Genomic DNA, 19,215 nt, shown 5'->3' on the forward strand with positions numbered 1-19,215 from the left:
TTCCTGTGAAGCTTTCGCGAGCGAATGGCCATTCCTCAACTCAGGGCCATCTTTGGCAAGCAGCAAAAAAGAAACCCTCTCGCCTGCCAGCATCCGGCAGCAAAAGGGTCCTGGTGCCATCTTATTTCGGTTCGGACTTGCCCAAGAGCGCATTGGCTTCGCTGTACATCTGTGCCGCCTTCTGCCCGGCGGACGACTGCTGCTTGTCGATGGCAGCCATTCGCTGCTTCGCCTGGGCGATCGCTTCGGAAGCGGTGCTCAATGCCTTGTCCAGCGCCTTTTGGCGTTCATCGGGCTTCGGCACCCCCTTGTTCCTGATCTCCTCCCAGGTCGCCTTCACGTCTGCCAGGTCGGTTTCCAGTACGCTCATAATGTCCGTCATGCGCTGCTTTTTGCCTTTCACGGAAGTATCCGTCGCCTTTATGCCGTCCACGAGAACCTTCATGGCACTCACATGCTCCTTCATGACCGCATACTCGGCCTGCTGCAAACCCGGTTGCCCGGCGTACAGCCTGACTTCTTCCAGCAGCCCCTGCAGCTCCGCCACCTGTTCCTGGTACAGCGAGGCTTCATCCGCAAATTGCAGGTCTGTCAAATACTGTGCATTTTCCACGAGGTCCGCGACCAGCCTGTCCGTCTTCTCGACTTTCTTGGCAAACTCTACCCGCGCCGCTTCCTTTGCCCGCTTCTCCGCCAGCTCTTTTTTCTTCCCTTCGGCCAGCTCGTTGATGCGCGCGGTCATAGCCGCAAGCTGCTTCTGATAGGCTGCGTCCTGGCTCGCCGCCAGCTTCGGGAGAGCTTGTCCCCCTTCCTGCAAAGGCCCCAGGAAGACCAGCTCATCCGCCGTGACAGTCGCTGCGACCGGCTTGCCCGGCTGCTGCGCGGACGTGAGTGCCAGTTTGCCGTCCTCTGCGCTTCCCGTATAGACGCTGGATGCCGTCTTGAGGACGGGAACGCTGTCTTCCTCCTCCACATACGTGTCGGTGACATCTACCTTCACCTGACCTTGCTCCTCGCCAGGAGTTACTTTGGCGTAAATCATGCGGTTTTCTTCCTCGTACAGGTAGCCTTCTGCATACGAGACTCCGCCGAAAAGCCGGCTGATCGCGAAGCCTGCCGCCGCGATGACGACGAGTGCGGCCACGATAAACGCGAACCTTTTGTTGTTGCTCATACGGTGACTCCAACCCTTCCTCTGTCTCCCCACCCGGCCATTTTCTTGCCAAATGGTGCCATGTCACCATCATACATGATAAGCACCGGGAAACCCTATGAGTCGAAAGGCCAATAATCGGGACGGCACTCATCCGTCCCAGACCATCTGCCAGCGGGGAGCGCAGATATCCATTTGGGTCAGATCGCCTGCTGGGCCTCGCCGTTTTGCGAAAACTGGCTGTTGTACAGATCCGCGTAGAATCCGCCTTTGGCCAGCAACTCCTCGTGATTGCCCTGCTCGATAACCGAGCCCTGATTCATGACGAGGATCAGGTCGGCGTCGCGGATCGTAGAGAGCCGATGCGCGATGACAAAACTCGTGCGTCCTTCCATCAGGCGCGCCATCGCCTGTTGGATCAAGAGCTCGGTCCGCGTGTCGACGCTGCTCGTCGCCTCGTCCAGAATGAGGATGGTAGGATCGGCCAGAAATGCCCGCGCAATCGTCAACAGTTGCTTTTGCCCTTGGGATATGTTCGACGCTTCCTCGTTCAGAACCGTCTCGTAGCCATCCGGCAAGGTGCGTATGAAATGATCGGCGTGTGCGGCCCGCGCGGCCTGCACGATCTCGGTCTCGCTCGCCCCGGCGCGGCCGTAGGCGATGTTTTCCCGGATCGTGCCATTGAACAGCCACGTATCCTGCAGGACCATCCCGAACTGGCTGCGCAGCTCTTCGCGCGGCATGCTGCGGATGTCCCTGCCGTCGATCGTGATCCGTCCCTCGCCGATTTCGTAAAACCGCATGAGCAGGTTGACCAGCGTCGTCTTCCCGGCCCCTGTCGGCCCGACGATGGCGACCGTCATGCCCGGAGCGACGTCGATGTTCATGTTCCGGATCAGCGGCTCGCCTTCCTTGTAGCCAAAGGACACATACTCAAACGTCACATGCCCCCTCCACTCACCAGCCCTCTTCTCCGCAGCCTCTCCTGCTTCTTCCTCCTGCTCGTCGAGAATTTCAAAAATCCGCTCCGCAGACACCAGCGTAGACTGGATGATGTTGGCAATGTTGGCCATTTGCGTGATCGGGTGGGAAAACTGCTGGGCGTACTGGATAAAAGCCTGGACGTCCCCGATTGTAATGCTCCCCAGCGTGACGAGCACGCCGCCGACTACACAGATCAGCACGTAGCCGATATTGCCGACGAACATCATGAGCGGCATCATGATCCCCGAGATGAACTGGGCCTTCCAGCCAGACTCGTACAGCTTTCCGTTGATTTGCTCGAACTTTTCAATCGCCTGCTTCTCGCGCCCGAATGCCTTGACGATCTTGTGTCCCGTGTACATTTCCTCCACGTGTCCGTTCAGCGCCCCGAGCGCCTGCTGCTGTCCCTTGAAATGCGGCATCGAGCGGGAAGCGATCTGCTTGATGACCACAAAGCTAAGCGGGATCGTCAGAAGTACGATCAGCGTCATGAGCGGGCTGATCGTCAGCATCATGACGATGACGCCGATCAGCGTAATCAGGGATGTAATCATTTGCGTCAAGCTTTGCTGCAGCGTGCCGCTGATCGTATCCACATCGTTGACCACCCGGCTCATGACTTCGCCGTGGGTGCGCCCGTCGAAGTATTTGAGCGGCAGTCTCGCCAGCTTTTCATTCACTTCCCGTCGCAGCGTGCAGACGATTTTTTGCGCCACTCCCGCCATCACGTATTGCTGGATGTAGGCAAACAGCGAGGAAAACAGGTACAGCCCGAGCAAGGTCAGGACGATCTGCCAAATGGCGGAAAAATCGAACGCCGCTCCCGGAATTCCTTTCAGCTTGCCCATAAAGCCTGCAAAAATGGTCGTCGTCGCATTCCCGAGCAATTTCGGGCTGACGATGGAAAAAACGGTGCTAAGCGCCGCCGTCAAAAAGACGACGGTCAGCTTCGCCTGATACGGCTTCAAGTAGCCGAGCAGGCGCCGCAGCGTTCCTTTGAAGTTTTTCGCCTTTTGTCCAGGCATGGTCAGCATCCCGTGACCGCCGAAGCCCATCGGCCTCTGTCCGCCATGTCCTGCGCCAGAAGTTCCGGGAGGTGTGCGCCGTTGATCGTTACTCATGCGATCTCCTCCTCTGTCAGCTGGGATTTCACGATTTCCTCATAGACGCGGCACGACGCCAGCAGCTGCTGATGCGTGCCGATTCCGGCGATTTCGCCTTCCTCCAGCACGATGATCTGGTCAGCGTCCATGACGGTATTCACCCGCTGCGCGACGATGATGACGGTCGCCTCCGCTGTTTCCGCCTTCAAGGCTGCCCGCAGCCTGGCGTCCGTCTTGAAATCGAGGGCAGAAAAGCTGTCGTCGAACACGTACACATCCGGCTTCCGGACGAGGGCTCGTGCGATGGACAGACGCTGCTTTTGTCCTCCCGACAGGTTCATGCCTCCTTGGGCGAGCACGGTCTGCATCCCGTCCTGCATCCTGTCGATGAAATCGGCCGCCTGCGCGACCTCTGCCGCATGCCTAATTTCCTCGTCTGTCGCGTCTTCCTTGCCGTACCGAAGATTTTCCTCGATCGTACCCGTAAAGAGCAGCGCCTTTTGCGGCACGAACCCGATTCGGGAACGAAGCTCATCCTGCGGCAGCTCCCGCACATCCGTATCGCCGATGCGCACGCTGCCGCTCTCCACGTCGTAAAAACGCGGGATCAGGCTGACGAGCGTCGACTTCCCTGCCCCCGTACCGCCGATGATCGCCGTCACTTGCCCAGGCTTCGCCGAAAAAGAGATCGAGGACAACGCAGGCTTCTCTGCGCCCGGATAGCGGAACGTCACCTGCTCAAACGTGACCTGTCCTCCCGCCGGTGCCCGCCCGCTCACCTTTCCGCTGTCGAGAATGACCGGCTCTGTCGCAAGCACTTCGTGGATGCGTGCCGCAGAGGCAGACGCGCGCGGCACCATGCTGAACATCATGGAAGCCATCATCAGCGAGAACAGAATGGACATCGCATATTGCAAAAACGCCATCAAATCGCCGACCTGCATATGTCCGGTGCTGATGCGCAAGCCCCCGAACCAGATGATCGCAATCGAGGTGATATTCATCATCAGCATCATCACCGGCATCATTCCGGCCATGATCCGGTTTGCCTTGATCGCCGTCGCCGTCACGTCCTCATTTGCTCGGTTGAACCGCTCCTGCTCGTGCTCCGTCCGGTTGAACGCACGCACGACGCGCATCCCCGTCAAATACTCGCGCAGCACCAGATTCAGCCGGTCGATCTTGATCTGCATCACTTTGAAATACGGAATGCCTTTGGAGCCAATGCCAAAGATCGCCAAGGCGAGAATGGGAACGGCCGCGATGATGACGAGCGACAGTTGGGCATCCTTGGACACAGCCATGATGATCCCGCCGATACACATCATCGGCGCCATGACCATCATCCGCAGCATCATGTTCAGCACTTGCGTCACTTGCGTAATATCGTTGGTCGTGCGCGTAATCAGCGAGGCCGTCCCCAGTTTGTCAAACTCCTGAAGTGAAAATTTTTCTATATGACTAAACACATTACTGCGCAGCCGCATGCCGAAGCCCGAAGCAGCTTTGGAAGACATGTAGCTCGCGGTCACCGACAGCACTGCGCCGACCGCTGACACCAGCAGCATCAGGCCGCCGATCCGCCAAATGTAGCCGGTATTTTCCTTGACGATGCCTTCGTTCACGATGTCGGACATCAACGTCGGCAAGTACAGGTTCGCAAGCGATTGCAGCAGCACAAATACCATGGTCAATACGACCATAGACCGGTAAGGCCGCAAGAACGGCATCAATTTCAGCAAAAGAATTCCCCTTTCGGTACGATTTTGCAAAGGTCGCTTCACTCACGGGCGAAGCATGGCGACGCACGAGTCCATCGCCGCCTTGATTTCCGGCGAAAGCAGCTTTTCCACTTCCTCCAGGCTTTTCCCTTTCCGCAGCAAGGCTTCCTTTCGCTTTCTCAGAAAGCCCATCCCGTGCATCATCGCGCCCCAGTATTGTTCTGTCAGCAGCTCCGGCGACATGCGCCGCACTTCTCCGGCTTCCATGCCTGCCCGCAGCTTCTCCACCACTACCTGCAAGTTGTTGTCTTGCCAGAGCAATGTCCGCAGCTCTTCCTGCGAGAACAGTTCATGCAGGTCATACCGCATCCGGAAAAAGAACAGCACATGCTCTGAGCTCTCGAACAGATTGTGGTACATGTCGGAGGCAAACTTCTCGCACAGCTCGACGGCCGTCCCCTCCTGGGCAAAATGCTTGCGGGTGTAGACGTTGGACAGGTGGAACATATGCATAAACAAATCCCGGAACAGCGTCCGCTTGTCTTTGTAGTAGTAATAAACCAGTCCTCGGGCCACTCCGGCGCGCTTCGCAACCTCCCCGATGTCTGCCGCGGCAAAGCCGTTTTCCACATAGACGCCAAGAGCACCTTTCATGATCGCTTCTTTGCGCCGCAGACGGATTTTTTCGTTCTGCTCTTTCGTGCGCGGCAAGGGTCTCCCCCCTTCTGCTTATATATTGACTTTTTTGTCAGTCAAAATATAATCCTGTCTGTGCCTTGTGTCAATAGGGGAATCATGCACGGTCAGCATTTTTGGAGAAAAAGGAGATTGTGATTGCGGAAGGCGTGTGGTAAGATGGCTCTACTATCATGACTGGAGTTGAAAGGGAACATGTAATTTTTTCTTGCTCACAAAGGAAAACAAAAAACGCGATATGTTTCGCCTGGCTTGTTTTATTCTTTGGCATGCAAGAAAGTTACGGGTCCTTTCACTCAAACCATATCCTCGCCCTGTCCCATTTGTATGTATGGGCTGGATTTGACGTATGCATTTGAGCTGCAAGAAAGTAACTTTCTTGTGGCTTTTCTATTTTGCATACGGGAGGATTGCCGCATGTCATTAATCCATGTAACGAACCTGAGCTTCGCCTACGAGTGCAGCTTTGAACCTGTTTTTGAAAATGTCAGCTTCCAGATCGACACTGATTGGAAGCTCGGTTTTACGGGCAGAAACGGGAGGGGCAAGACGACCTTTCTCAACCTGCTGCTCGGCAAATACGAATACAGCGGGAAAATTACTGCCTCGGTTCAATTTGAATATTTTCCGTTCGTCGTCGGCAGTCCGGAAAACCAGACGCTGGATGTCGTCGGCGATATTCTGGGAGACTTTGCGCAATGGGAGCTGATGCGCGAACTTTCCTTGCTGAAGGTGTCCGAGGATGTCCTGTATCGGCCTTTCTGCTCCTTGTCCAACGGCGAGCAGACTAAGGTGCTCCTCGCTGCCTTGTTCCTGAAGGAGAACAGCTTCCTGCTCATCGACGAGCCGACCAACCACCTCGACATGGCAGGGCGAAAGCTCGTCAGCGACTATCTGAAGTCCAAGCGCGGATTCATTCTCGTCTCTCACGACAGAGCTTTCCTCGACAACTGCGTCGATCACATCCTCTCGATCAACAAGACGAACATCGAGATTCAAAAAGGCAACTTCACCACCTGGTGGGAAAACAAGGAACGAAGCGACCAGTTTGAACTGGCGGAAAATGAAAAGCTGAAGAAGGACATCAAGCGGCTGGCGGACGCAGCGAAACGTACGAGCCATTGGTCCGATCAGGTGGAAAAGACGAAAAACGGCACCCGCAATTCCGGCTCCAAAGTAGACAAAGGCTACGTCGGGCACAAAGCCGCCAAAATGATGAAGCGCGCGAAATCTCTCGAACACCGTCAGCATGCTGCCATCGAGGAGAAGTCACATCTACTAAAAAACATCGAAAACCAGGACAGCCTGAAAATCTCGCAGCTCGCCTATCACAAAAGCCGGCTTGTCGAGCTTGAGCACCTCTCTCTTTCCTATGGAGAAAAAGCGGTATGCACCGACGTCAGCTTCACCATTGACCAAGGGGAGCGAATCGCTCTCTCGGGAAGAAACGGCTCCGGAAAGTCGAGCATTCTCAAGCTGATTTGCGGAGAGAATCTGCAATATACAGGTGTATTTCGGGCGGGGAGCCAACTGAAAATCTCCTACGTCTCCCAGGACACCTCCCATCTCTCCGGCAATTTGACCGACTTTGCCCGACGCTGCGGAATCGATGAAAGCCGGTTCAAGTCGATTTTGCGCAAGCTCGATTTTTCCCGTGCCCAGTTCGAGAAAGAAATATCCGCATACAGCGGCGGGCAAAAGAAGAAAGTGCTGATCGCCAAAAGCCTTTGCGAAAACGTTCACCTGCACATCTGGGATGAGCCGCTCAATTATATCGACGTCATTTCCCGCATGCAGATCGAGGAGTTGCTGCTCGAGCACTCCCCGACCATTCTGTTTGTGGAGCACGACCGCGAATTCGTCGACCGGATCGCGTCAAAGATCGTTCAGCTCTAGGCTGCCTGTCCGCTCTCACAAAAATGAACCTGGCCTCCAGCAATAAAAAACCCTCCCTTCCGACCATGGGAAGAAAAGGGAGGCTGGGTGGACCGGGTTCAAATCTCTAGTTCACCAAGTCGAACGAGTTCGACTACTGCCTGAGATCGACCTTTGACACCTAATTTTTGCATGACATTGCTAATGTGATTGCGTACAGTCTTTTCGCTGATGAAGAGTTGTCCGGCAATCTCTTTGGTTGTCTTATCCTGGACCAAGAGTTCAAATACTTCTCTTTCGCGATTCGTTAACAACGGCTTGGTTTGGTCGCTCCCCTTCAATCGTGCCACCCCTCCTTGTGGGCTCTACAGGAACAAGGTTGAGGGATTACAGAGTCACCTTATCCTATGTTGGGGGGTGGGTGATGGTGCCGGAATTTCAAGGATTTTAGGCTTTTGCCTTACATCCTATTCAAAATTTGGGCAATGGGTTCCGAACACCTACTTCTCTGCTGTCTCATTTTCGAGAACCTTGTTTCGAGCCGCAAGTACGTTCGTATTCCCTTCGATTGCATGTTCGGCAGGCGCAGTGAACACGTTGCACGCGAGGACGACGATGGCCGCCAGTTTTTCCAGATCTGCCGCGAGGGATGCGCGCGAAAAGGAATCTGACGTCGGAACCCAAGGCCAACACCGCCCCCGACACTGTAGTCTATTCACTTGACACCCGTACTGCTCCATGCTCAGCCGCTACTATTCAATCTTGTTTAACCCCCGCCACAGCAAAACAGCCCCGATCCGCAGTTGGATCAGGGCACGTGACTCAAATAAACGGTGTGCGGTGGTACGTCTGCTCGAATTTTTCCCGGAGACCTTTGGCCAGCAAGCTAAAGGAGCCGATCGCCCAGACAAACGCTGCCAAGGGCGTGAGATAAATCCAGGTATAGTTGCTGTAAACAAAGCTCCGGTACGAGCCGAGCAGCCCTGCCCATTCATGGGTGATAGAGTGGTACAAGACGGGGTCTGTCGTCATTTTCGTGCCGCCGACGAACAGGTCAAACATGCCAAGGAGTCCCATCAAAGTCATGATTGCCACCATCTCCGTCACCAGGATGATGACCAGCTGCTCCTTCAGATGCGGGACGATGTGCCGGAAAATGATTTGCTCGCGCCCGGCTCCCAGCGATGTCGCGGCCAGGACGTACTGCGTTTCCTTGATTTGCTGCGTCTTCTGCCGAATAGAGGACGCAACGCTCGGCGCCCCCAGTACAGCCACCACCCCGATGAAAAGCGTCACCAGCGTCGAAGTAGGCATCAGCGGGTTGATGCTCACACCCTTGAGCAAGAAGTAGACCGGAATGAAGATCGGCATGTAGCTCCAGGCGTTCTCGATCGCCAGCCACCATTGCTGCGGCTTGTCCTGTATCCCGATGTACAGTCCGATCACCGTGCCCGCCAGCAGGCGGACGAGTGCCGCCGCCAGCGTGACGTATACCGTATACGGAGCTCCGTACATTAGCAAGGTCAACATGTCGTAGCCCCATTTGTCCGTTCCGAATATATGTTCAGCAGACGGCGGCAGCGGCGGCGAAATGATGATCTTCTTGCCGCCGACGACTTCGTTTCGCAGCTTCTCCTGAAAATCCAGCTCGTACGGAGCCGCATAAGGCCCGATCAGGCCGACGAGGAGCAGGAGCAGCACCAGTACGGAACCGCTCCACAACGACCAATTGAATCGTTTTCGCATAGACAACCTCACTCGCAAGCGATTATTTATAGACGACCGCGCGTTCAAACAGGTATAGGATCGCGCGAATCAGCAGGTAGACGAGAATGGACAGCAGAATGATGCCGAGCAGGCCCATAACTGCCGCATTGAACTGATACGGACCGCTTTTGCTGAAGATGAATCGCGTCAGTCCGACCACATTGAGCAAATACTCGACGATGAACAGGTTGGCGACGGTAATCGCTATCGTCTTTTTCAGATCCGCCAGCAAATACGGCTTGATGTTCTTGTACACATGGTGGATGAGGACATGCCAGACGCCCATGCCTTTGGCCACAGCTGTCTTGATGTAATCTTCGCCGCCGATCTGATTGTACTTCAGACTGACGACTTTCATGAGAAAAATGGTAGGCCCGATCGCCAGCAAGATCATCGGAAACCAGCTGTTCTCCGCGTCGCTCGTCGGAGACAGCGTGATGATGCGGATATTGGTTGCCTTGTAAAACGCAATCGCTGCAAAAATTGACATAAAAATCAGAACAAAATCCGGAATCGTCGCGATCAGGTTCAACAGCTTCTGGAAGTGCTGCACGATGCGGAAGCGCTGCAAAAACAACCCGAAAACGAGACTCGCAGCCACAGCGATGAGCACGCTGGAAAACAGCAGTTCAAACGTACTTAGGGCAAAAGGAAAGATGTCCTCGGCGATGCTTCTTTCGTTTTCCCCCAAATAATAGGTCCCCAGCGAACCTTGGGCGATTTGCTGAATCAGGTACACCGTGCGCACCACCACATTTTCCGGGGCGAACACGATTTCTTCCTTTACCGTATACAACATGAATGGCCCGCCACACACGGCGACGACCAAAAAAAACATGCCCAGCAGTTGCTTCACATACGACAAGCCTGCATACCCCCTTGCTAGTTCCAACAATACACCATCTATTAAAATCCATCCAGACAATCAAAAATATTTTATGTTTTTTTATATTTCGGATTATTTACCAATAAAAAAAAGACGGCCTCTGCCGTCCTATCCAACTACTACCATTTGAATTTCCATGCGGCCCATGTCGTGCAGATCAAGCGGTGCCGAGAGCGCTGTACCGGTGATGCCTTGCATTTCGTCCTGCAGCAACACTGTCGGCGGCGTAATGTCGACAGCCACGCCCTTGTTGGACAAAATCGTGGTCGCATTCCCCGAGATCATATTGCTCAGTTCCGATATCGCACTTCTCCCCATTTCATCCATCTCATGCACGGGGAAGCCTCCCATCATGGCGGATACAATCCGCAGCGCCAACTGGTCCTGCAGGCCAAAATACACGCTTCCCTGCAACTGGCCCGTCATCCCGATCTGAATCCATGTATGGTTTTCCGGGCTCAACCATTCCCTTTCAGACATTTCGCCGCGAGAAATGTCTACATTGCAAACTTGCTGAATCACGGATGTTGCAGATTCGAGAAATGGATCTAAAAAGTCAAGGTCTTTCATTTGAGCAATCTTCCTTTCCCGGGCAATTAACTGTGTCTTAGCCTTATCATAATGTCGACTTTTGTCAGAAGCAAGAGGATTAGTAAAAACTTGCAGGAAAACAGTCACGAAAACAAGGGATACCGGGAAAAAGATCCTCGACTTTCGCCTCATTCCTGCATGTGAAAATAGATACACAAGTGCGCAAGTCCAGCACTTCGACTCCTACCTCGTGGCTGCTTAGCTGCCACATCGGCAGTTCAAGACGTTCAAAGGCAAAGACCGTATCGCCAAACGCCATGCACTCCCGGATGCAGCGCTCAGGGGGGTATGTCTCATCGGCTTCCAGCAAATGGATGGGCTCCAGACCAAACTGCTGCAGCAAATGCAAACGATCCAGCAGTTGCTCCTGTCGTTTGCTTCGGACCGTACGTCGGGGAGAGAGCAATGGGTACTCTTTCCACACATATTCCCATTTGATCCCGTGATAAAACATAAATTTTCCCTCCCAAAACACAAACGCCCGGAAGCAGCAGGATCGGTCGCTGCCTCCGGGTGCCGCTTTACCGTTTTTTCCCTTGCACGACAACCTCTGCTCGCGCTTCCCGTCCCAGCGCGTCTTTCGCATTCAATACCAGCTTGTGCTTTCCGTCAAGTACCTGGTCGAGCACGATGTGGAATTCGCCGCGATCGTTGATGTCCGCTGGCAGCTTTCGCTCTCCGTACGCCGCCGTCATCGTGATCGCTCCTGTTCCCGTCACTTTTCCATCGATCGGAACCATCTCGCCGGATTTGGCCTCGATCTGCTTCTGCGCCGGGGCCACGGCTGGAGCCGGTATCGCTCGCGCCTGATACGTCAAGCGCTGCTCGCCGTGATGCAGCACGACCGAGCCGACGTTTGCGTCTACGTAGCCGTACACGACCAGTGCATTCTCGTTCCCTGCTCCGTCCTCGCCTTCGATCAGGATGCGGTTCTCTCCTTGCCCGAGCGCCAGCATTTGTGTCACATGCTTCTCAACAGGCTTCTCCAACTGGTCCTCCTCGAAGCTTGCGACGATCTGTCCGTTCACGCTTACCTTGCCCTTGTACGTCTGATCGCGGTACATCAAACGAATCGGGAGCATGACCTTCCGGGTGTTTTTGTCGTACAGGACGTCCTCAGCCCCATCGTTCTTGAACTGCAGCGAAGGGGGCGTCGTATCGACGATAATTCTCTGGGTAAACTGCCGCGTATTTCCGTACATATCCTGCGCGCTGTAGACGATGTAGTTGAGTCCTTCCGCCAGATGCAGGATCGTCTCAAACGAACCATCCGCCTCCACTTTTACAGGCACCTTGTTGATCGACAGCCGCACGCGATCCAGCATGTCCTCCCCGGTCACTTTGCCGCGGATCGCTATATCCGGCTGCTTCGATATTTTCACGTACGCGAACAAATCGTCAGGGAAGACCACGAACGGCGGCGTCGTATCGCCTTTTCCGTTGATGTCAACGACGCTGATGTTGCCGGCGAAGTCGTAAGCCACCACGCTAAAGCGCTTGTCCGGCTGGTTGACGATCGTGCTGGTGACGTTGCTGGAGAAAGGGCCACCGACTTTTTTTCCGTTCATGTAGAGCAAATAGCCCTGGATGTCTTTGTCGCGGCTGCTCCATTGTACCCGATTGCCCGACAGCGAGGCGGAGATTACCGGCGGCTTCGTATCCACCCGAATCGGCAGTGTCAGCGTCTGCCAGTTGGCGTTTCGCCCGTCGATTTTGGCCTTGATGACGAACTGGTACGCGCCGTCTGGGACTTTCTCATAAATTCCTTTTTCCGGCGAAAAGGCCTTGCCGTCCCAGCTCCATTCTTCCCGCTCCGTGTAGTAATACGGCGTTCCCAGCTTGGACTGGTCGAACTTGCTGACTCTCTCCATGCGCGTCAGCGAACGGATCAGCTTGCCGGACGCATCCGTGACATCGACCACGACTTGCCGGGCATTTCGCAAAAACGTGATGGAAGGCGCGGCGATATCGTAATGGCCGTCGCCGTTCGGGGAAAACGCGATCTTCGCCGGATCAATCCGGGGCGTTCCTTCCTCGCTCGCGCCCGTCACGCCAAGGTAGTCCCGATATTTCCACTTGTCGTTCTGCTTGTCCTGGTACCAGGTCGTTTTGATGCCTGTCCGCTTTTCCTGGCTGCCTGCCTCCCACATCGGCTCGTCCATGACGCGGGGCTCGTCCCACTTCCCGTAAAAGCCGTAATAAGGCACGCGCAGCTTCGGCAGGGAAGCATCGTCGGGCTGAAACAACAGAAAGCCTTCTGCAAACTGGTTGCGCGCCGCGTCCTGCGGAATGTTGAGCGTCACCTTTACTTCCGCTCTCGCGCCGGGCTGGACCGTGACCTGCTGCTGAGAAAATTGCACCTGCGCTCCTTCGAGGTTCGTCTCCGTCAGCATGTTCAGCCCGTTTTTGCGCAAGTCCGTCAGCACGCCGAATTCATCGCGGAGCTGATAGGTGACGGGCTTCTTCCCGAACTTGTTGTCGACGAACAAGGAAAACTGTGTCGTCGTGCCGATCTCGCCCAGCGAGACGCCCGCCTTGCCCTTTTTGTCTACGATAATGACCGGCGTTTGAATCGCTTTAGCGATTTGCATCAGGCCGGCCCCTTGGACACGGGGGCTGTACGGCATTTTTTTCTTCGGCTTTTCTGCCATCGTCGATACAGCCTGCCGGGGATCAAGGATCGGCTCTGCGGTGTTCATGGCGGCAGCCTTCAGCGTCTCGACCAGCTCTCTGCCTTGCAAGGCGCGCCCCTGCTTCTGGTACGCCTGTTTGAGCAGCGCCATCCCGCCCGCTACATGGGGAGTGGCCATCGAGGTCCCGCTTTTCACGGCGTACTCCGACTCGCGTACCGTCGAGAGGATGCCCCCGCCCGGAGCGGCGATTTCCGGTTTGAACTGCAGATCAGGCGTCGGTCCCCACGAGGAAAACGCCGAGATCGTCCCTCCGTCGGGATAGGGCATCGGGTTTTGGGCGTATTGCCCATCAAACGTGATCGTCACTTTCTTCCCTTTTTTGAGGGCGTGGGCCAGCTGCTCTCCCATCTGCTTCAAAATGGACACTCCCGGAATTTGCTTCAAATGCTCGGCGCTGATCAGGAGCGGTCCTGGCTCATTGTTGAAGATGACGGCTCCGACGGCACCCGCTTCCTTGGCGAGCCGCAGCTTCTCGTCAAACGAAATATCGCCGCGTTCCAGCAGCACGACCTTCCCTTTTACGGAAACGTTGTAGTCTTCCTTTTTTCCCTTACCCATGTACACCAGCTGATACGGCTTTAGCAGCGTAGAGACTGGCGTCAGCACCGTGCCGCTCCCGGCGTGTCCGTGCAGGTAAACGACGCGCTCCAACCCCGGCACGCCCTGCACGCCAAAGCTGTATCCCGCGAGCGTCGTCGCGTTGACAGAAGCGACCGAGAAAGCATCCGGCGCAAGGCCCGGCGAGCCGATCATCGCGACGTCCGGATTTTTATCCCGCACCTTGTCGCTTCCGAAATAGGCGTCATTGCCCGCCGCCGCGACCACGATCACGCCGTTGTCCACTGCCCGCTTGACGGCGTACTGCTCGGTATTCGTCTCGTCGACATACCCCGCTGAAGAACCCAGGCTCAAGTTGATGACATCCGCTTTTTTGGCGATCGAATCGTTGATGGCAAACAAAATCGACTCGCTAAGCCCCGGGACTTCGCCCTGGTAGTTGGAAAACACCTTTTGGCTCAAGATTTGGGTTTCGGGCGCTACCCCTTTCAGCTTTCCGTTGGCAGCGATGATGCCCGCGACGTGCACCCCGTGCTGCGATTCCCCCACGTCCTCCGTCGTCTGATTGCGGTCCGCCCAGTTGTAGCCGCGGATGACTTTTTGCGTGGAGCCTGATTTTTTCTCCGCGAGCCGTTTATCACGCGGCGGCGGCATGTCCGGGTGCTTCGGGTTCACTCCGGTATCCACCACAGAGACCAGCATCCCCTCGCCCTTCACTCCCGCCTGCTCCCATGCCTGGGGAGCCTCGATCATGTCCAGAGTGGAAATGGAGGCATTTGCTACCTGCTCGCCCTTCCATGAATGAGCAGGACGTGTCCATTCGTCAGCAAAGGCCCGCGCTTTCGGTTGAGCGGCACCCCGCAAAGTTCCTGTGTAGGCCGGCCGCTCCATGCTCTGCAAATCTTGCAGCACCTGATGGTACAGCGCGGTCGATTGGGGCACGGATTGCGCCCGTGCCGCAGCAATGTTCACATACGTGTCAGGAGAAAGCAAAAGCAACGCCAAACCTAAGCTGATCACTCGTTTTCTCATCGTTTGCCCCCTTTTGGTAAGGCTTCCATTGTCTTTAAGTTTTCACTGGGAACCGCTCAGGTATTCCTCGTTATGAAAATGGATGGTTGACAAACGATTCTTTGCTGTTTATATTTAATCGCATTAAATATTCCTGACACGAAATAAGATTGTCGAACGAGTACGACTTGCAAGGAGCTGAAGTTATGGAACACGATACAACGCATGCGATGGAACGGCTGCAGGAGGCGTTTCGCTCCACGATGCGGGCACTCGGTCCGCAGCTGTCGGAGCCTGTATTCGGACTCACGGGGACGCAATTCTACATCCTCCATCAGCTGGACCAAAAGGGGAAGTGTACGGTCGGCGAGCTGGCTGATTCCATGGGCGTCAAGCCAAGCGCGATCACGGCCATGATCGATCGATTGGACAAGCACGAGTTCGTCGTCCGGGACCGGGACGACAACGATCGCCGAGTCGTCTATATCCGGCTCACGAAATCCGGCGCGGAGACGCTGAAACAGGTGAAGAAGCACCGGCTGTGTATTCTCCAGCACTACCTGTCCCATTTGACTGCCGAGGAGTTGGAGAGCATGATTCGCGTTTTTGAGAAGCTGGCAAAAGTTGCTCCTCCTGCGAAGCAGCCGTGATCGGTCATTTTCGGAAAGGAAAAAAGCGCGCAATCCCGAATCGGATTGCACGCTTTCTTTGTACATGCGCTTACGAGAAGAAGAATTTCTTCACGGCATGTTTCGTTGTTTCTTTGTTCATGTGAGCGATGGAGGTCGTGAGCGGAATGCCTTTCGGGCAAGCCTGTACGCAGTTTTGCGAGTTACCGCAGTCGCCGATACCGCCGTCTTCCATCAAGGCATCCAGACGCTCATGTTTGTTCATTTTACCGGTTGGGTGCTCATTGAACAGACGCACCTGGGAAATCGCGAACGGACCGATGAATTCGGATTTCGCATTCACGTTCGGGCAAGCTTCGAGACATACGCCGCAAGTCATGCACTTGGACAGCTCATACGCCCATTGACGATCCACTTCCGGCATGCGAGGTCCAGGACCCAGGTCATGCGTACCGTCGATCGGAATCCATGCTTTTACCCGTTTCAGCGCATCGAACATGCGGCTGCGGTCTACGGCCAGGTCGCGCTGTACAGGGAATGTGCTCATCGGTTCGAGACGAATCGGTTGTTCGAGCTTGTCGATCAGCGCAGAGCACGCCTGGCGCGGTCTGCCGTTGATAACCATCGAGCACGCACCGCATACTTCCTCCAGGCAGTTCGATTCCCAGTTTACCGGAGCCGTTTTTTGACCTTGAGCGTTCAGCGGATTGCGCTGAATTTCCATCAGCGCGCCGATTACGTTCATGTTAGGACGGTAAGGAATTTTGAACTCTTCCTTGTACGGAGTGCTGTCAGGGCTGTCTTGACGTGTAATAATCAGGTGTACCAATTTTTCTGCCATGATCAGTTACCTCCTTCTTTTAGTGCTTTTTCGTGTAATCACGTTTACGAGGCGCGATCAAGGAAACGTCGACATCTTCGTAGTAGATTTCAGGAGCAGTCGTTTCCGGGTTGAACTTCGCCATCGTCGTTTTCAAGAAGTTCTCGTCATCGCGTTCAGGGAATTCCGGCTTGTAGTGAGCGCCGCGGCTCTCGTTACGCATGAGCGCACCGATGGTGATCGCACGGGCCAGAACCAGCATGTTCCACAGGTGTCGGGTAAACGATGCACCCGAGTTGCTGAATTTGTTCGTGTCGTTGATGTTGATCTTTTTGTAGCGCTCCATCAACTCTTGGATCTTCTCATCGGTTTTTTGCAGACGATCGTTGTAACGAACGACTGTGACGTTGTCCGTCATCCACTCGCCCAGTTCCTTGTGGATCACGTAAGCATTTTCCGTACCATCCATTTTCAGGATGTTGTCGTATTTCGCTTGCTCCTTGCTGGTGTAGCTGTCGTACAGCGTCGAGGACAGATCGTCAACCGACTTGTTCAGGCTTTCCATGTATTCGATCGCTTTCGGACCTGCTACCATACCGCCGAAAATCGCGGACAGGAGAGAGTTTGCCCCCAGACGGTTCGCACCGTGTTGCGAGTAGTCGCACTCCCCTGCAGCGAACAGGCCAGGGATGTTGGTCATTTGGTTGTAGTCAACCCACATGCCGCCCATCGAGTAGTGAACAGCCGGGAAGATTTTCATTGGAACCTTGCGCGGGTCGTCCCCTACGAACTTCTCGTAGATCTCGATGATTCCGCCCAGTTTCACATCGAGCTCTTTTGGATCTTTGTGGGACAGGTCGAGGTAAACCGTGTTTTCACCGTTTACACCCAGCTTCAGGTCTACGCACACGTGGAAAATTTCACGAGTCGCGATGTCGCGCGGTACCAGGTTTCCGTATGCCGGATATTTTTCTTCGAGGAAGTACCAAGGCTTACCGTCTTTGTACGTCCAAACGCGTCCACCCTCACCGCGGGCAGATTCGGACATCAGGCGCAGCTTGTCGTCGCCAGGGATCGCTGTCGGGTGAATCTGGATCATCTCGCCGTTCGCGTAGATAACGCCTTGTTGATAAGCGGCAGATGCTGCCGTACCCGTGTTGATGATCGAGTTGGTCGATTTCCCGAAGATGATACCAGGTCCGCCAGTCGCCAAAATGACGGCATCTGCACGGAACGATTTGATTTCGCCGGAACGCAGGTTTTGCGCCGTGATCCCTTTACAGGTCCCTGCATCGTCCAGTACGGCTCCGAGGAAATCCCAATATTCGTATTTCGTTACCAGACCTTCTGCTTCGTAGCGGCGCACTTGCTCGTCCAAAGCGTACAGGAGCTGTTGACCGGTCGTTGCACCCGCAAACGCTGTACGGTGATGCTGTGTACCCCCGAAACGGCGGAAGTCAAGCAAACCTTCTGGTGTACGGTTGAACATAACGCCCATGCGGTCCAGCATGTAAATGATTCCAGGAGCCGCGTCGCACATCGCTTTTACTGGCGGTTGGTTCGCCAGGAAGTCGCCACCGTATACCGTATCGTCGAAGTGAATCCAGGTGGAGTCGCCTTCCCCTTTGGTATTTACCGCACCGTTGATACCGCCTTGCGCACAAACGGAGTGGGAACGTTTAACCGGAACCAGGGAGAAAAGCTGGACGGGAACGCCTTTTTCTGCTGCTTTGATGGTAGCCATCAAGCCGGCCAAGCCACCACCGACAATGATAAGTTTACCTTTTGCCATAGTAAATTCCCCCTATCCCTATACAATAAAAGCTGACATCGCACGCAGACCGATGTAAGTCACAACAACGAAGACAATCAAAGTGAAGTAAGTCGCAATACGCTGGGAACGCGGACCAACTGTAATCCCCCAGTGAACCAGGAACGACCAGATTCCGTTGGAGAAGTGGAACACGGTGCAGATGAGCCCGATCGTGTAGAACACAATCATGGCCGGGCTGCTGAAGATGTTCGCCATCATGTCGAAGTCAACAGTCGCCCCCATTGCTTTTTGAATACGAGTTTCCCACACGTGCCATACAATGAAGATGAGCGTAATGATACCTGTTACCCGTTGCCACAGGAACATATGGTTCCGGAAGTAGCCGAAGTTGCCTACGTTATGCTTTGCCTGGAATGCAATGTAGATACCGTAGATCGCGTGAAACAGGATCGGGATGTAGATGAAAACGAATTCAACTACTAATAGAATAGGAACGGATTCAATCGCGCCGACCGTAGAGTTGAAGGCTTCCGCTCCGCGGGTTGCTTGGTAGTTTGCTGTCAAGTGGAACAGCAAAAACAGCCCGATTGGAAACAAACCTAGAAGTGAATGAAGCTTGTGACTGAAAAAGCTATTGCCTTTCGCCATACTATGGTCCCCCTTTCAAAGTATGTAACACTCATTTGATAGACCTTTCCCCCATATCCTAACCCATTGCCTCGCCCGTTAGACATGCATAATTCTCTCCAACATGCTGTCTGTTAACGTCGAAATGTGTCAGAACACGAAAAAAAGTTGGGCAAAACTTTGACCAAAACAATTGTACTCCTGTACTCGGAGAGCGTCAAGACAGTGAATAGACTAAATCCATTGATAGATCAAACTTCCCTATGGAGTTATTTTCCTATTATTCTGTCATATTTTTCGCTGTTTCTCATAGTCTGGTACAGACAG

15 protein-coding genes are annotated in these 19,215 nt (G+C 54.5%); 2 read left to right on the forward strand and 13 right to left on the reverse strand.

Features of this window, described 5'->3' with window-relative positions:
• Window positions 1–121 precede the first annotated feature (121 nt).
• The 4 genes from ACFSO0_RS08285 to ACFSO0_RS08300 form a co-directional block, all read right to left on the reverse strand.
• On the reverse strand, window positions 122–1,174 hold the full coding sequence (locus ACFSO0_RS08285; protein ID WP_376878806.1) for a hypothetical protein: 1,053 nt from the start codon (window positions 1,172–1,174) through the stop codon (window positions 122–124).
• Window positions 1,175–1,353: 179 nt separating this feature from the next.
• Window positions 1,354–3,258 carry an ABC transporter ATP-binding protein gene (locus ACFSO0_RS08290; protein WP_376878808.1) on the reverse strand — a complete coding sequence of 635 codons (1,905 nt, stop codon included), beginning with the start codon at window positions 3,256–3,258 and terminating at the stop codon, window positions 1,354–1,356.
• Entirely contained in the window at window positions 3,255–4,982 is a 1,728-nt protein-coding gene (locus ACFSO0_RS08295) for an ABC transporter ATP-binding protein (protein ID WP_376878810.1), read from the reverse strand. The genes ACFSO0_RS08290 and ACFSO0_RS08295 overlap by 4 nt, the downstream gene beginning before the upstream one ends.
• Window positions 4,983–5,024: 42 nt before the next feature.
• Window positions 5,025–5,672 carry a TetR/AcrR family transcriptional regulator gene (locus ACFSO0_RS08300; protein WP_376878812.1) on the reverse strand — a complete coding sequence of 216 codons (648 nt, stop codon included), beginning with the start codon at window positions 5,670–5,672 and terminating at the stop codon, window positions 5,025–5,027.
• A gap of 402 nt (window positions 5,673–6,074) precedes the next feature.
• Between ACFSO0_RS08300 and ACFSO0_RS08305 the strand changes: the two genes are divergently transcribed.
• Entirely contained in the window at window positions 6,075–7,553 is a 1,479-nt protein-coding gene (locus tag ACFSO0_RS08305; protein ID WP_376878814.1) for an Lsa family ABC-F type ribosomal protection protein, read from the forward strand.
• A gap of 98 nt (window positions 7,554–7,651) precedes the next feature.
• On the opposite strand, the gene ACFSO0_RS08310 is transcribed toward ACFSO0_RS08305, so the two are convergent.
• The 6 genes from ACFSO0_RS08310 to ACFSO0_RS08335 form a co-directional block, all read right to left on the reverse strand.
• Entirely contained in the window at window positions 7,652–7,873 is a 222-nt protein-coding gene (locus tag ACFSO0_RS08310) for a helix-turn-helix domain-containing protein (protein ID WP_003387736.1), read from the reverse strand.
• 481 nt (window positions 7,874–8,354) lie between these two features.
• On the reverse strand, window positions 8,355–9,278 hold the full coding sequence (locus ACFSO0_RS08315; protein WP_376878818.1) for an ABC transporter permease subunit: 924 nt from the start codon (window positions 9,276–9,278) through the stop codon (window positions 8,355–8,357).
• A gap of 22 nt (window positions 9,279–9,300) precedes the next feature.
• On the reverse strand, window positions 9,301–10,164 hold the full coding sequence (locus tag ACFSO0_RS08320; protein ID WP_376878820.1) for an ABC transporter permease subunit: 864 nt from the start codon (window positions 10,162–10,164) through the stop codon (window positions 9,301–9,303).
• A 129-nt stretch (window positions 10,165–10,293) separates the two neighbouring features.
• A complete protein-coding gene (locus ACFSO0_RS08325) occupies window positions 10,294–10,755 on the reverse strand; it encodes a chemotaxis protein CheX (protein ID WP_376878822.1) in 462 nt (153 codons plus the stop codon).
• A gap of 79 nt (window positions 10,756–10,834) precedes the next feature.
• Entirely contained in the window at window positions 10,835–11,230 is a 396-nt protein-coding gene (locus tag ACFSO0_RS08330) for a hypothetical protein (RefSeq protein WP_376878824.1), read from the reverse strand.
• 67 nt (window positions 11,231–11,297) lie between these two features.
• Window positions 11,298–15,059, reverse strand: coding sequence for a S8 family serine peptidase (locus ACFSO0_RS08335; protein WP_376878826.1), 3,762 nt, complete (start codon window positions 15,057–15,059; stop codon window positions 11,298–11,300).
• A 185-nt stretch (window positions 15,060–15,244) separates the two neighbouring features.
• On the opposite strand from ACFSO0_RS08335, the gene ACFSO0_RS08340 reads away from it, so the two are divergent.
• Complete coding sequence (locus ACFSO0_RS08340; RefSeq protein ID WP_376878828.1) at window positions 15,245–15,688, forward strand: MarR family winged helix-turn-helix transcriptional regulator; 444 nt, start codon at window positions 15,245–15,247, stop codon at window positions 15,686–15,688.
• Window positions 15,689–15,758: 70 nt separating this feature from the next.
• Here ACFSO0_RS08340 and sdhB read toward each other — a convergent pair whose 3' ends face one another.
• From sdhB to ACFSO0_RS08355, 3 genes are read right to left on the reverse strand one after another with little or no spacing between them, the layout of a single operon-like run.
• Entirely contained in the window at window positions 15,759–16,508 is a 750-nt protein-coding gene (gene sdhB / locus ACFSO0_RS08345) for a succinate dehydrogenase iron-sulfur subunit (protein ID WP_376878830.1), read from the reverse strand.
• A gap of 19 nt (window positions 16,509–16,527) precedes the next feature.
• Window positions 16,528–18,279, reverse strand: coding sequence for a succinate dehydrogenase flavoprotein subunit (gene sdhA / locus ACFSO0_RS08350; RefSeq protein ID WP_376878832.1), 1,752 nt, complete (start codon window positions 18,277–18,279; stop codon window positions 16,528–16,530).
• Between the two features lie 18 nt (window positions 18,280–18,297).
• Complete coding sequence (locus tag ACFSO0_RS08355; protein WP_376878834.1) at window positions 18,298–18,909, reverse strand: succinate dehydrogenase cytochrome b558 subunit; 612 nt, start codon at window positions 18,907–18,909, stop codon at window positions 18,298–18,300.
• Window positions 18,910–19,215 lie beyond the last annotated feature (306 nt).

It is taken from the genome of Brevibacillus sp. GCM10020057 (assembly GCF_042683565.1).
Taxonomy (GTDB): domain Bacteria; phylum Bacillota; class Bacilli; order Brevibacillales; family Brevibacillaceae; genus Brevibacillus.

Coding starts and splice junctions, on each gene's coding strand:
- ACFSO0_RS08285 (WP_376878806.1), bottom strand. CDS start 1,174: ATGAGCAACAACAAAAGGTTCGCGTTTATCGTGGCCGCACTCGTCGTC.
- ACFSO0_RS08290 (WP_376878808.1), bottom strand. CDS start 3,258: ATGAGTAACGATCAACGGCGCACACCTCCCGGAACTTCTGGCGCAGGA.
- ACFSO0_RS08305 (WP_376878814.1), top strand. CDS start 6,075: ATGTCATTAATCCATGTAACGAACCTGAGCTTCGCCTACGAGTGCAGC.
- ACFSO0_RS08315 (WP_376878818.1), bottom strand. CDS start 9,278: ATGCGAAAACGATTCAATTGGTCGTTGTGGAGCGGTTCCGTACTGGTG.
- ACFSO0_RS08325 (WP_376878822.1), bottom strand. CDS start 10,755: ATGAAAGACCTTGACTTTTTAGATCCATTTCTCGAATCTGCAACATCC.
- ACFSO0_RS08330 (WP_376878824.1), bottom strand. CDS start 11,230: ATGTTTTATCACGGGATCAAATGGGAATATGTGTGGAAAGAGTACCCA.
- ACFSO0_RS08335 (WP_376878826.1), bottom strand. CDS start 15,059: ATGAGAAAACGAGTGATCAGCTTAGGTTTGGCGTTGCTTTTGCTTTCT.
- ACFSO0_RS08340 (WP_376878828.1), top strand. CDS start 15,245: ATGGAACACGATACAACGCATGCGATGGAACGGCTGCAGGAGGCGTTT.
- sdhB (WP_376878830.1), bottom strand. CDS start 16,508: ATGGCAGAAAAATTGGTACACCTGATTATTACACGTCAAGACAGCCCT.
- sdhA (WP_376878832.1), bottom strand. CDS start 18,279: ATGGCAAAAGGTAAACTTATCATTGTCGGTGGTGGCTTGGCCGGCTTG.
- ACFSO0_RS08355 (WP_376878834.1), bottom strand. CDS start 18,909: ATGGCGAAAGGCAATAGCTTTTTCAGTCACAAGCTTCATTCACTTCTA.